This window comes from Marinactinospora rubrisoli (assembly GCF_042664915.1).
GTDB classification, from domain to species: Bacteria; Actinomycetota; Actinomycetes; order Streptosporangiales; family Streptosporangiaceae; genus Marinitenerispora; species Marinitenerispora rubrisoli.
The window spans coordinates 31,454-44,086 of the sequence record NZ_JBHTBH010000009.1; the positions used below are offsets into that span (position 1 = coordinate 31,454).

11 protein-coding genes are annotated in these 12,633 nt (G+C 73.0%); 5 read left to right on the forward strand and 6 right to left on the reverse strand.

Translation table 11 applies throughout. From position 1 onward, the window contains the following. Positions 1–2 precede the first annotated feature (2 nt). The 3 genes from ACFQRF_RS18705 (at position 3) to ACFQRF_RS18715 (ending at position 2,258) form a co-directional block, all read left to right on the forward strand. The gene (locus ACFQRF_RS18705) at positions 3–254 is read left to right on the forward strand and encodes a hypothetical protein (RefSeq protein ID WP_379872420.1); all 252 of its coding nucleotides are present in this window, start codon (positions 3–5) and stop codon (positions 252–254) included. 191 nt (positions 255–445) lie between these two features. Next, positions 446–1,231: a sugar phosphate isomerase/epimerase family protein gene (locus tag ACFQRF_RS18710; RefSeq protein ID WP_379872421.1), complete on the forward strand. Its 786-nt coding sequence runs from the start codon at positions 446–448 to the stop codon at positions 1,229–1,231. A 130-nt stretch (positions 1,232–1,361) separates the two neighbouring features. Beyond that, on the forward strand, positions 1,362–2,258 hold the full coding sequence (locus ACFQRF_RS18715; protein WP_379872422.1) for an aldo/keto reductase: 897 nt from the start codon (positions 1,362–1,364) through the stop codon (positions 2,256–2,258). A gap of 195 nt (positions 2,259–2,453) precedes the next feature. Here ACFQRF_RS18715 and alr read toward each other — a convergent pair whose 3' ends face one another. Both alr and ACFQRF_RS18725 read right to left on the reverse strand, forming a co-directional pair. Continuing rightward, a complete protein-coding gene (gene alr, locus ACFQRF_RS18720; protein ID WP_379872423.1) occupies positions 2,454–4,673 on the reverse strand; it encodes an alanine racemase in 2,220 nt (739 codons plus the stop codon). Further along, complete coding sequence (locus ACFQRF_RS18725) at positions 4,670–5,320, reverse strand: M15 family metallopeptidase (RefSeq protein ID WP_379872424.1); 651 nt, start codon at positions 5,318–5,320, stop codon at positions 4,670–4,672. The genes alr and ACFQRF_RS18725 overlap by 4 nt, the downstream gene beginning before the upstream one ends. A 700-nt stretch (positions 5,321–6,020) precedes the next feature. On the opposite strand from ACFQRF_RS18725, the gene ACFQRF_RS18730 reads away from it, so the two are divergent. Then, positions 6,021–6,731 carry a response regulator gene (locus ACFQRF_RS18730; protein WP_379872425.1) on the forward strand — a complete coding sequence of 237 codons (711 nt, stop codon included), beginning with the start codon at positions 6,021–6,023 and terminating at the stop codon, positions 6,729–6,731. A gap of 88 nt (positions 6,732–6,819) precedes the next feature. On the opposite strand, the gene ACFQRF_RS18735 is transcribed toward ACFQRF_RS18730, so the two are convergent. Together ACFQRF_RS18735 and ACFQRF_RS18740 are read right to left on the reverse strand one after the other, a co-directional pair. Further along, positions 6,820–8,256, reverse strand: a complete 1,437-nt coding sequence (locus ACFQRF_RS18735; RefSeq protein WP_379872426.1) for a pyridoxal phosphate-dependent aminotransferase — start codon at positions 8,254–8,256, stop codon at positions 6,820–6,822. 347 nt (positions 8,257–8,603) lie between these two features. Beyond that, positions 8,604–9,647: an NAD(P)-dependent alcohol dehydrogenase gene (locus ACFQRF_RS18740; RefSeq protein ID WP_379872427.1), complete on the reverse strand. Its 1,044-nt coding sequence runs from the start codon at positions 9,645–9,647 to the stop codon at positions 8,604–8,606. A 198-nt stretch (positions 9,648–9,845) separates the two neighbouring features. Here ACFQRF_RS18740 and ACFQRF_RS18745 point away from each other — a divergent pair, with 198 nt between their 5' ends. Beyond that, a complete protein-coding gene (locus ACFQRF_RS18745; RefSeq protein ID WP_379872428.1) occupies positions 9,846–10,727 on the forward strand; it encodes an MmyB family transcriptional regulator in 882 nt (293 codons plus the stop codon). A 10-nt stretch (positions 10,728–10,737) separates the two neighbouring features. On the opposite strand, the gene ACFQRF_RS18750 is transcribed toward ACFQRF_RS18745, so the two are convergent. After that, positions 10,738–11,628, reverse strand: coding sequence for a helix-turn-helix transcriptional regulator (locus ACFQRF_RS18750; protein ID WP_379872429.1), 891 nt, complete (start codon positions 11,626–11,628; stop codon positions 10,738–10,740). A gap of 155 nt (positions 11,629–11,783) precedes the next feature. Continuing rightward, on the reverse strand, positions 11,784–12,521 hold the full coding sequence (locus ACFQRF_RS18755) for a class I SAM-dependent methyltransferase (protein ID WP_379872430.1): 738 nt from the start codon (positions 12,519–12,521) through the stop codon (positions 11,784–11,786). Between the last annotated feature and the right edge of the window lie 112 nt (positions 12,522–12,633).

Sequence of the window (12,633 nt, forward strand, 5' to 3'; positions counted from 1 at the left end):
GCATGATCAAGATGAGAACGCGAGCCTTCGCCGCCGTCCGGGCGCTGTTCAAACTGGGGCTGCTCGTCTGCTTCGCCCTGGGCGCCCTCCTCGTCGCCGGGCAGCTCGCCGGCGTGATCCTCCAGCGTCCCGAATGGGTGACCGGTACCTCCGGCCTGCTCTTCGTTCCGGCGGTGACGGCCGCCGCGGCCTTCGGGCTCCTGGGCTTCATCGCGGCATACCTGGCTCCCCGCAAGCCCGAGGACGAGGACTGACGGGAGAACGAGTCCGCACGGACCGGCCCTGCCCCGCGAAGCGGCTTCGCGGGGCAGGGCCTTCGCGCTTCCGGGCCTGCGGGGGGGGAGGGTGGAGAGCGTGGTGGCCCGGGGCCGCCACGAGCGCGGGTGCACCGGGTGGCGGTGACCGGTGCGGTGCCGGCGAGCGCGGAACGGCGAGGAGGATCGGGATGGGCTGGAAGCTGGCGGTGAGCACGCTCGGGATGCCCGGCGCGGCGGTGCGTGACGCCGTCCGGGTCGCGGCCGGGCACGGCTGCCACGGGATCGAGCTGCGGGTGCACCCGGACGAGGAGGTGCGGCTGGACCTGCCGGCGCCACGGGCGCGGGACGCCCGGGCCGTGGTGGAGGACGCCGGGCTTCAGGTGGCCTGTCTCGCCGGCTATGCCAGGGTGTGCGCGCCGGGCCCGAACGCCCCGGTGATCGCGGAACTGCGCGCGCTGATCGAGCTGGCGGCGCGGATGGGCGCTCCCTCGGTCCGGGTGTTCCCCGGCGGGGAGGACGGCCGGGACGGGGCGGCGCTGGAGCGGATCGGCGCGGTCCTGCCCGATCTGCGCGCGCACGGCGTGCGGCTGCTCGTCGAGACGCACGACTCCCACCCCACCGGGGAGCGCGCACTGCGCCTGGCGGAGCCGTTCGCCGCGCCCGGTCTGGTCGCCGTGCTGTGGGACGCGCTGCACCCGTGGCGCAACGGCGAGCCGCCGTCGCGCACCCGCCGCGTCCTGGGCGAGTACCTCGGCTACTTCCAGGTGAAGGACGCGGTCCGTGGCGACCGGTGGACGCCGGTGCCTCCCGGCGACGGCGAGGTCCCGCTCGACGAGTGCGGGTCGCTGCTGGGGCCGTGGTCGGGATGGGTATCCCTGGAGTGGGAGCGGGCCTGGCATCCGCAGATCGAGCCGCTCGCCGTACCGCTGCGCGCGACCGCCGCCTGGTTCCGGCGGTGGCGCCCGCCCAAGTGACGCCGGCACGGCACCGTCGCGCCGCGTGACCTCGGTGGACGTCGTTTTCCGGTGGCGACGACCCGGCGGTCTGTGGGTAGTCGACCGGGCGACCGACACACGCCTCCATCCGCGACGGGAGTGAGCAGCGATGGCCGGCAGGGGACCACTCATCACACTCAACAACGGCGTCGAGATGCCGGCCTTCGGGCTCGGCGTGTACCAGAGTCCGCCCGAGGAGACCGCGCGGGCGGTGCAGACGGCGATCGAGAGCGGCTACCGGCTGGTCGACACCGCCGCCGCCTACGGCAATGAGGTGGAGGTGGGCGAGGGCATCCGCCGCTCCGGCATCGACCGCGCCCGGATGTTCGTCACGACCAAGCTGTGGATCAGCGACTACGGGTACGAGACGGCGCTGCGCGCCTTCGACGCGAGCCTGCGCCGGCTGGGGCTGGACTACGTGGACCTGTACCTGCTGCACTGGCCGGTGCCGTCCGACTTCGACGCGACGGTGGCGTCCTACCAGGCCGCCGAGATGCTGGTGGCTGAGGGCCGGGCGCGTGCGATCGGGGTGTGCAACCACAACCCCGATCACCTGGAGGCGCTGGTGAGCCGCACCGATGTGGTGCCGGCGGTGAACCAGGTCGAGCTGCACCCGTTCTTCATCCAGCGCGAGGTGCGCGCCGCGGACGCCCGTCACGGCGTCGTCACCCAGTCATGGTCGCCCATCGGCGGGGTGAACGTGTACCGCACCGACGACTCCGGTGCGGCGCGGAACCCGCTGACGGACCCGCTGGTCGGGGAGCTGGCCGCCAAGTACGGCAGGACCCCCGCGCAGATCGTGCTGCGCTGGCACCTCGATCACGGGTTGTCGGCCATCCCCAAGTCCGTGCACGAGCACCGGATCAGGGAGAACATCGGTGTCTTCGACTTCGCGCTCACCCACGAGGACATCGCCGCCATCGACGCCCTCGACACCGGCGTGCGCGGTGGTCCGGACCCGGAGCAGGTCAGCACCAAGATGTTCCCGCTCGTCGTGGAGCACTGACGCGGGGGCTTCGGCGGTGTTCCGCACGGCGGGCACCGGCCGCCGTCGCCCCGTGCGCGCCGCCGCGGGACGGCGCAGGGACGCCGGGCGCGGGGCCGTGGACGGCGCGACCGGCGATGCCCGCCTCGCGGGTGGGGGCGGGCATCGCCGTGGGCCCGGTCCGGCCGTGGCGCCGGGTGCGGCGGTCCGGGGGGCTCAGCGCGCTCGGGCCACCGGAACGTGTTCCGCGCGGGTCATCGCCGTCCTGATCAGGATGTCGAGCAGCTCGGAGTAGCTGGTGCCCAGGGCCTGGAACATCCGTGGCACCTGGGACCGCGCCGTCAGGCCGGGGACCGTGTTGATCTCGTTGAGGACCGGTTCGCCCTGGTCGTCCACGAAGTAGTCGAAGCGGGCGGTGCCCGTGCAGCCGAGCAGGCGGTAGAGCCGCAGGCTCGCCTGGCGGAGCCGGCCGGTCCACTCCTCGGGGATCGGGGCCGGGACGAGGAATTCGGCGTTGCCGGCCACGTACTTGCTCTCGGTGTCGAAGAACTCCGCGGCCGACCCGACCCGGATCTCCAGGGGGGCGCTCACGGTCAGGCTCCCGTCCGGGTTGTCGAGCACGGCGATGTCGATCTCCCGCCCCTGGACCTCCTGCTCGACCAGGACGTGGCGGTCGAACTCGGCGGCGTGCGCGACGGCCTTGTCCAGCTCGGCCAGGTCGGTGACGCGGGAGACGCCGAAGCTGGACCCCTCCTGGTTGGGCTTCACGAACACGGGGGCTCGCAGGTCTCCGGGGAGCGTGTCGAGGACGTCGGGGTCCTCGGTGTCCAGCAGGATGCCCGGCGCCACGCGGACGCCCAGGTCCCGCGCCAGGAGCTTGGTGAGGTGCTTGTCCATGCTGACGGCTCCCGCGCGCACGTTCGGCCCGACGTAGGGGGCCGAGCACAGGTCCAGGAGCGCGGACAGGGTCCCGTCCTCGCCGAGGGTGCCGTGGATGATCGGGAAGACGACGTCGGCGCTGTCGAGGACGGCGACCGCCTCGGCCAGCCCCGGAAGCACCTCACCGTCGCCGTCGAGCCACCGGCCGTCGCGGCCGATGATCAGCCGGGTGGCCCGGTACACGGCCGAGTCCAGGTGCTCCAGGATCGACTCCGCCGACGAGAGGGACACGTCGTGCTCGGCGCCCGTCCCTCCGCAGACGACGATGACATGGACGCGTTCGTCAGTACCGGGCATGGGGTCTCCGGTCTCCTTCTGGTCGGGTGACGTTCTGACGGGCGGGGTGCGCACCCCCGGGTCGCGGGCGGCGTCCCGGGGATCCGTCGGAGGGGCGGCCTGGGGCTCCCGGATGATGCGTTCCACCCGTGGTCCCACACCGGTCATCAGCTCGTGTTCGTTGGTGCCGCACCATCGGGCCCAGTCGCCGGTGGTGGGTTCGCCCGCGTCTCCCGGACCGAACACGGTCACCGGGTCTCCCGCGGCGACCGGCAGGTCGCCGACGTCGACCACGATCTGGTCCATGGAGACGGCCCCGACCACGGGACGCCGGCGGCCGTGCACCATGACCTCGGCCCGGTCCGCCGCGGTCCGGGGGATGCCGTCGGCGTAGCCGAGGGGCACCAGGGCCAGCCGGGTGCGGGTGCGGGTGAGGTGGGTGTGGCCGTAGCCGACCGGGGTGCCCGGGGCGACGTCGCGCACCATCACCACCGGGGCGGCGAGCGTCATGGCCCGGCGCAGCCCGTGCCCGCCGGCGGGGTCGATGCCGTACAGACCGGCGCCGATGCGGGTCATGTCGAACCTGGTGCGGGGGATGTCGAGGGTGGCCGCACTGGCGGCCAGGTGCCGGACGACCGAGGTCGCGCCGGCGGCGTGCACCACGGACACGGCCCGCTCGAACAGCCGGACGGCCGCCTCGTTGGCCGGGTGGGCCGGCTCCTCCGCGCAGGCCAGGTGACTCATGACCCCGATGATCCGGACCGCGCCCCGCCGCTCCCAGGAACGTGCCCGTGCGACGAGGCCGGCCCACTGGTCGATGGGCGCTCCGTCGCGGGACATCCCGGTGTCGACGAACAGGTGGACGCCGGCGGCGCGTCCGGCGCGGCGTGCGGCGTCCGCGACCGCGTCGAGCTGATCCAGGTCGCCCACGGCCAGCTCGACGTCCCGCCCGATCGCCTCGGTGTAGTCCGTTCCCGGGGGGTTGAGCCAGCTCAGCATGGGGGCGGTGGCTCCCTGCCCGCGCAGGTCCACGGCTTCGCGCACGCTGGTGACCCCGAGGCGGCCGGCCCCGTTGGCCAGGGCCGTGCGGGCGACGTGCGGCGCTCCGTGGTTGAAGGCGTCGGCCTTGACCACGGCCATGAATCCCGGGGACAGGGCGGCGAACAGCCGGGCGTTGTGCGCCACCGCCGCGAGGTCGACGGTGAGGGTGGGGGTGCTCACGCTGTCGCCCCGGAGGCCGGCCATGGGCCGTAGATCGCGTGCGGGGAGCTGGTGACGTAGGCCCAGTAGCGGTCCCCGTAGCTCCAGTGCCACCACTCGGTGGGGTAGTTCACCAGGCCGTGGCCGCCGAGCGCGTCGGCCATGATCTCGCGGTTGCGCCGGGCGACGGAGTCGATGCCGGGGGCGTCGAAGTAGCACGCGCCGTCGCTCTGCTCGGGGGTGGCGTCGATCGGCGTGCCCATCCACAAGGGCTGGCCCCGGCCGTCGACCAGGGTGAGGTCGACCGCGGCGCCGGCGACGTGCGGGGCCACCGCGATGGGCGCCACGAAGCGGCTGGAGAGCCGGGCGATCTCCGTCTCGTCCTTGTCCGGGTGCAGGAGTCGCAGCGAGTCGCTGTAGGTGGCGATGATCTCGTTCTGGGCCTCGGGGGAACGGTGGCCCTGAGCGACTCCGAAGCGGATGCCGTCCGGGAGCGCGCCCTGTGCCTTGCCCAGCCGCTCTCCCAGGGAGGACCGCACCCGCATGCCGCCGACGTCGCCGGGGTTCATGCAGAGGATGCCGAAGTCGCGCAGGTCGACCAGGGGTTCCCCGCACTCCCGCACCGGGAGGTCGGACACGACGGGGTCGGCGAGGAGGGGGTGGGACACGGGGGCTCTCCTGACGCGCGCACGTGTGCGGTTGGGCGGCGGATCGATCGTGAGATGAGTCACGGGCCGACGCACGGGTCAAATGCCAGGCTAGGGAACAGTACCGGTGTGGACATATCGGTTACAGGTGCCGATCTGTTGGCCCCAGGTGCCGTTCCGGGGCGGCGTTTCGGAGGATCCCGACTTACAACCTGCGACGGAGCCTCCGCCCGGGTCCGGGTACGGCCCGTGGCGGAAATCCGTCCGCACCACCGCACGCCTCCGCCCGGCCCCGGCGTGCCCGTGGAGGCCCGCCGCACGCGGACGCGCGCCGACCGGTCCGATCGGCGTCGAGGGCGGCCGGTCATCGGCCCAGGTGACAGGAGGAGTGCCGTGCCACGGCCCGTATTCTCACGTCGGCCCACACGGGGTCGGCCCGCGGGCTCGGGACGGTCACACCCCGGCGATTCGCCAGAGAAACCCGTTCTGTGCCGACTTGAGAACGGCGGGCGCCCGAGCCTAGCATCACGACACGAATCAGAGCCGATCGCCGACCGATCAGACATGAAGACACGCGCGATCGCACAGGAGGACACGCCTCGGTCGGCGCCCCGCCGGATGCTCCCCGGCGGCCCGGCCGCCCCCCTCTCCAGCACCCCGCAGCACACCCCATACCGCGACAGGGGCCGCCCCCACCCCTCCCCATTGAGATGAGCTCCAGGTGAGTGACGCACGTATCCGAGTCGTACTCGCGGACGGCCAGCGACTCTTCCGGTCGGGCCTGAACCTGATCGTCGATTCCCAGGAGGACATGACCGTGGTCGGGCAGGCGCGCGACGGCGAGGAGGCCCTCTCCGTCATCGACGCCACCCGGCCGGACATCGTCCTGATGGACATGTGGATGGCCCCGACGAACGGGCTCGAAGCCGTGCGGCGGCTGTCCGTCTCCCGGGCCGAGGCGGACGGTGACGGGGCCGCGTCGCCCCGGCCCCGGGTCATCATGCTCACGGACCTGGAACTCGACCGCCACTCGCTGGAGGCGATCAGGTACGGGGCCAGCGGCTTCCTGCTGAAGGACAGCAGCCCGGAGTTCGTGTGCGAGGCCGTGCGGAGCGTGTACGCGGGCAACACCGTGCTGGCCTCGCACGACCTGAACGCGCTCTTCGACGCCGCGACCGAGGTGGTGCGGCCGGAGCCACCGGAGTACGCGACCCTCACCGAACGGGAGCGCAACGTCTTCGCCGCGGTGGTCCGGGGCGCCTCCAACGCGGAGATCGCCGAGGAACTGTGCCTGAGCGAGTCCACGATCAAGACCCACATCGGGGCGATACTCCGCAAACTCGGCCTGCGTGACCGGCTGCAGGTCGTCACGTACTCCTACGAGAACGGTCTGGGCCGGCGACTGCGGGCGGCGCCGCGCGCCGTGGCCTGACCGGTGAGCCGGGGCCGGCGCCGGTGCCGTCGTCGGCCCACGGGGGCGGCCGGCCCCACCGATGCGCGCACCGGCCACCCCTGGCCCGTCACCTGCCGGCGGGCAGGATCTCGCACATGCGGCGGACCGCGTCGACGACGCGGTCCTTGTGGTAGGCCGTGTAGCAGAGCCGGAAGTACCCCTGCCACTTGCACGACAGCACCTGGCCGGGCAGCAGCAGCACGTTGGCCTGGTCGGCGATCCGCTGGGCGAGCTGCTGCTCCGGTGTCGCGGAACCGCCCGGGGCGCCCAGATAGAGCGCGAAGCCGTCTTCCCCGCCACGGACCTGCGCCGGGATCGGTCCCGTGGGCAGGTAGCTCCGCAGATCGAGCCAGAAGAACTGTGCCGGATTGAAACGGTCCCCGCCGGAGCGCACGTAGGGGACGCCGAAGTCGTCGAGCACCCGGGCGACGGCCTCGAACGACTCCGTCAGCCGCGGACGGTAGGTCTCCATGGCCGTGTCCCAGAACGGCCGCCCGCCGGGGGCCGAGGCGTCGAGGAGTCTCTCGACCAGGAACTGCCGGAGCGAGTCGAACGGGCTGAACCAGGCCAGTGAACGCAGTTTGTGGCCGGGCTCGTCGACGCCGGTCATGACCTTGCGGACGTAGGGCGACCTCGACACGATGAAGCCGGTGCGGAATCCGGACAGCCCGAAGTCCTTGGCCAGGCCCCACACGACGTGGACGCGCTCCGGGTGCGCCCGCGTCGCCTCCAGTCGCAACGCGCTGACGAACTCCGGCCGGGTACCGGTGATCTGGGAATGGCGGTACATCTCGTCCGAGATCACGTGCATCCCCTTGTCCAGCGCCCACTGGACGACCGATTCCAGCAGGTCCTCGGGGTAGTTCACCCCGAGCGGGTTGTGCGGGTTGGTCAGCACCAGCATCTTGGGCCGGGGCGAGGTGTTGCGGTAGGTGGTCTCCAGGTCGTCCACGGTCAGCCGGAAGTTCTCGGGCCCGGCCGCTTCCAGGTGCGACGGCACGCAGCGCAGGTCCGGCCGCTGCTCGAACGACCACCGGAAGCCCTGCCAGAACGGGGCGGGCAGCATGACCGTGTCGTTGGGCGCCAGCACCCCGTACTCGCGCAGCGCGGCGGCGATGCATTCCAGCGCCGAGGAGACGCCCGCCGTGCCGAACACGTGCCGGCCCTCGATCTCGGCGCCGAAGGACACGCTCAGCCGCGCGGCGAGCCGGTCCATGAGCTCCGGCCGGCCGGCGGGCGTGGCGTAGCGGATGTCCGGCTCCGTCAGTTCGGCGAGCCGGGGAAAGATATCGGACTTGAACAGGTCGTAGAGCAGGACGTTCTCAGCCACGTCGAGACCGATCTTGGGCTGGACGCCCTGTGAGACGAGATAGTCGCGGTAGACGACGGACCGCTCCTCGCTGTCAGGGACGCCACGGATGGCGGCCTCCTGTCCCTCGGGGACGCGGACGGGCGGCTGCTGGGTCTGCGGCGCCACCGGCGCCGATATGGACGTGCTTGCCATGCGGGTGCCTCCGACGTTCGGGTGGACGGGTCGCGCCCGGAATCGCGCGGTGGCCGACGGCTGCCGCCGCGTCCCCGCACGAGACCGCTGTGGGGCGACTGCCCCCGACCTGCGGTCTCATGCTCTCCGCGGCCACGCGGAGGCCAAAGTCCGTCGCAAGAGTTGGTGTGCGCGACGTTTCCGCCGGCGGCCGGGCGCGGTGCCGGTCCCCGCGGCGCCCCCGTGAACGCCGACGTCCCCGGCCCGGGGATCCGGGCCGGGGACGGGCTCGCCGTGCCCGCCGCCGGTGTCCCCGCCCGCCGGGGCACCGGCGAGCGGGGACGGACCGGTGGCGGGCCGGTGCCGGGTCAGTTCAGCGTCGCGATGTCGATCACGAAGCGGTACCGCACGTCGGACGCCAGCACCCGCTCGTACGCCTCGTTGATCTGGTCGGCGGTGATGACCTCGATCTCGGGGGCGATGCCGTGCTCGCCGCAGAAGTCCAGCATCTCCTGGGTCTCGGCGATGCCGCCGATCGCCGAACCCGCGAACGTGCGCCGCTTCAGGAGCAGGGAGAACACGTTGACGGGCAGCGGCTCCGCGGGCGCGCCCACGTTGACGAGCGCACCGTCCACCTTCAGCAGCCCGAGGTAGGCGCTGATGTCGATGCCCGCGCTCACGGTGTTGATGATGAGGTCGAAGGAGTCGGCCAGCCGCTCGAAGGTCTCCGGGTCGCTGGTGGCGCGGTAGTCGTCCGCGCCCAGGCGGAGCCCGTCCTCGCGCTTCTTCAGCGACTGGGACAGCACCGTGACCTCGGCGCCGAGGGCGTGCGCGAACTTGACGGCCATGTGGCCGAGTCCGCCCAGGCCGACGACGGCGACCTTCTTGCCGGGGCCGGCGTTCCAGTGCCGCAGCGGCGAGTAGGTGGTGATGCCGGCGCACAGCAGCGGCGCGGCGGCGTCGAGGGACAGCGCGTCGGGGATCCGCACGGCGAAGTCCTCGTTCACCACGACGTGGGTGGTGTACCCGCCCTGGGTGATGGTGCCGTCGCGGTCGACGGCGCCGTAGGTCTGCACGTTGCCCTCACGGCAGTACTGCTCCTCGCCGCGGCGGCAGTACTCGCACTCGCGGCAGGAGTTGACCATGCAGCCGACGCCGACCCGGTCCCCGACCCGGTGGCGGGTGACCTCGGAGCCGACCTCGGTGACGACGCCCGCGATCTCGTGGCCGGGGGCCAGCGGGTAGTGCTGTGGGCCCCAGTCGCCGCGGACGGTGTGGATGTCGGAATGGCAGATGCCGGCGTACCGGATCTCGATGAGGACGTCGTTGGGGCCGACGTCCCGGCGCTCGATGGTGGTCCGGACGAGCGGCTCGGTCGCGGACGTTGCCGCGTAAGCGTTGACGGTGAGCACGTTTCTCCGAAGATTGTCGAACTGCTCGGTGGAACCGAGGTGTCTGACGGACCGGGCGGACCGCGGCGCCTCTGGAGGGCGGCGGACCTGGCCGGCCGACTTCCAGGAAACCGGGTGCGGCGCCGACGTGGGAGTCCCCGGTGTTCCGGGTACTGGCAGGCCCTCCCTCGGCCGCGGAACCGGATCTAGCCTGAAGGGGTGGACAGCCGAAACGAGATCCGCGAGTTCCTGGTCTCCCGGAGGGCGAGGATCACGCCGCAGCGGGCCGGACTGCCCGCCTACGGGGGCAACCGCAGGGTCCCGGGCCTGCGCCGGGAGGAGGTCGCGCTCCTGGCCGGGGTCAGCGTCGACTACTACACCCGTCTGGAGCGCGGCAACGCCACGGGGGTCTCCGACTCCGTCCTCGAAGCTCTCGCCGCCGCGCTCCAGCTGGACGAGGCGGAGCGCGCCCATCTGTTCGACCTGGCGCGCGCGGCCGGCAGCCGCCCGCGCGCCCGCCGCCGCCCGGCGCGGCAGCAGGTCCGGCCCAGCGTGCGGCGCATCCTGGACGCGATCACCGACGTCCCGGCCATCGTGCAGAACCGGCGCCTGGACATCCTGGCGGCGAACCGGCTCGGCCGCGCGCTGTTCTCGGAGCTCTACCTGGATCCGGCCCGCCCGCCCAACTTCGCGCGGTTCGCCTTCCTGTCCCCGAACGCGACCAGGTTCTACGCCGACTGGGAGAAGGCCGCGCACGACACGGTGGCCCTGCTGCGCTCACAGGCCGGGCGCGACCCGGGCAACCGGGGCCTGCACGACCTCGTCGGCGAGCTGTCCACGCGCAGCGAAGCGTTCCGCACCCTGTGGGCGACGCACAACGTGCGGCTGCACCGTTCCGGGGTCAAGCGCTTCCACCATCCGGTGGTCGGCCTGCTGGAACTGGACTACGAGGCGCTGGACGTCGCGGCCGACGCGGGCCTGACCCTGTACGCCTACGGCCCGCACCCGGGTTCGGCGTCCGAGGACGCGCTCAACCTGCTCGCGAGCTGGTCGGCGACGCTGGACGAGACCGCCACCGCCGACGCGGCCAGGGAGGCGTGACCGGGCGCGTTCAGCGCGGCTGTTCCACCGGCGGAGCCGGCGCGTGCTCGGGCGCGGACATGTCGAGCAGGACCATGGCGTCGTGGTCGGGGGTCCCCGGCTCGGCGTGGTAGGCGAACAGGCGCTGGCCCGGGGTGCCGGCCAGCTCCATCGTCTGGTAGCCGAGGGTGAGGACCCCGACCTCGGGGTGGTGGAAGGTCTTGGTGCCCTGGACGCGCTCGTTCACGTCGTAGCGCTCCCACAGGCCCGCGAACTCCGGGCTCTTGAGCAGCAGCTCGCCGACGAGCCGGGCGAGATCCGGGGCGTCGGGCTCGGTGCCGGCCAGTGCCCGCAGGTGCGCGACGCAGCCCCGGATCTGCTGTTCCCAGTCGTCGAACAGTTCGCGGGCCGCCGGGTGCAGGAACAGGTAGCGCGCGGTGTTGCGCTGCCGCGGCGGCCAGTCCTCGATGCCGGCGAGCAGCCGCAGTCCGCCCGGGTTGGCGGCCAGCACGTCGTGGGTCCGGCTGAGCACGCGGGCGGGATTGGGGCGCAGGCTCTCCAGCAGCAGTTCGACGCCGCGCGCCACCGTCCGGCTGGGGGCGGCCCGCCGCTGCGGGGCGTAGCGGGCGGCCCGGGCGGCCAGGTCGCGCAGGTGCTCGTGCTCGGCCTCCTCCAGACGGAGCGCGCGGGCGAGCGCGTCCACCACGGAGGGACTGGGGCGGGTCTCCTTGCCACGCTCAAGGCGCACGTAGTAGTCGACGCTGATCCCGGCGAGCATGGCCAGCTCCTCACGGCGCAGCCCGGGCGTGCGGCGCAGGCCGGAGCCGACGGGCAGGCCGACGTCGGCGGGGCCCACCTCGGCGCGGCGGGCGCGCAGAAAGCGCCCCAGCTCGGTAGTGCCGTTCCGCTGTTCGCGCGTCATGCCTTCAGTGTGCCAGCCGTGGTGGCCGCCCGCCGGGCCGGTGAGGAGCCCTGTCACACCCAGGAACGCCGGTCCGCCCCCTCGAAGCGGTCCACGTCGTGGCGTCCGCGGACCGCCCCGCCGCGCCCGGCGGGCGCGGCACCGGCGGTGCACGGTCACCCGGTGGCGGCTGGACGGACGATGTAGCAGCCGGTCTCCCGAGGTCCGTGCGGTTCGGCGGCCAGGCCGTGCGCGGCCGTCTCGGCGCGCAGGCCGTCCTCGGTGAGGAGCCACCAGTCGTACTCGACCACCGCCTCGCTGACGGTACGGGCGCCGTCGAGCACGCGGTACGTCATGCGCCAGGTGAGACGGCCCTCCCCCGAGGGCTCGGCCTCGGCCCAGCCCTCGTAGGCGTGCCAGCCCAGCCGGACGTCCGCCATCCGGGCCGGTGGGATCCGCACCGGCTCATGCGGCGGGGACAGGTTGAGCACCACTCGGCCCTGCGGGGAGAGCCGCCGGGCGGCGGTCTCCCACAGCCGCTGCCGGTCGGCGGGCGGGAAGTGGCCGATGACGTTCAGGGCGACGACCGCACCGAGCCGGTCCGGCAGCCGGGCGTCGAGCAGGCCACAGGGCAGGACGGTGACGCGGGAGCGCAGCCGCTCGTCCGGCAGCAGCCGGGCGAAGAGGGCGGCGCGCATGCCCGGGGACGGTTCGACGGCGAGCAGGTCGGCTCCGGGGACGGCACGGTCGATCAGCGCCAGGCCGCGGCCGCTGCCGGCTCCGGCGTCGACGATCGGCCCGGCGGCGGGGTCGAGTCCGGCCAGCGCACCGGTGAGCACGCCGCCGGCCTGCTCCCACCACGGCGCGATCATCATGTCGATGAACTCCGCGGACGCCTCGTAGTGGTCGGCCATGGGTCTCCTTTCACGCCGGTCCCGCCACCGGCGGGCCACGGAAATGATTATCGGTGTCAACCGTAGGGGATACCGGGTCGCGATGCCCAGAATGGTAACGATTATCGTTTTC

What these genes read in the sequence shown, in the direction of transcription:
- ACFQRF_RS18715 (WP_379872422.1), top strand. Translation starts at nt 1,362, where the DNA reads ATGGCCGGCAGGGGACCACTCATCACACTCAACAACGGCGTCGAGATG.
- ACFQRF_RS18710 (WP_379872421.1), top strand. Translation starts at nt 446, where the DNA reads ATGGGCTGGAAGCTGGCGGTGAGCACGCTCGGGATGCCCGGCGCGGCG.
- ACFQRF_RS18750 (WP_379872429.1), bottom strand. Translation starts at nt 11,628, where the DNA reads ATGACGCGCGAACAGCGGAACGGCACTACCGAGCTGGGGCGCTTTCTG.
- ACFQRF_RS18705 (WP_379872420.1), top strand. Translation starts at nt 3, where the DNA reads ATGATCAAGATGAGAACGCGAGCCTTCGCCGCCGTCCGGGCGCTGTTC.
- ACFQRF_RS18755 (WP_379872430.1), bottom strand. Translation starts at nt 12,521, where the DNA reads ATGGCCGACCACTACGAGGCGTCCGCGGAGTTCATCGACATGATGATC.
- ACFQRF_RS18735 (WP_379872426.1), bottom strand. Translation starts at nt 8,256, where the DNA reads ATGGCAAGCACGTCCATATCGGCGCCGGTGGCGCCGCAGACCCAGCAG.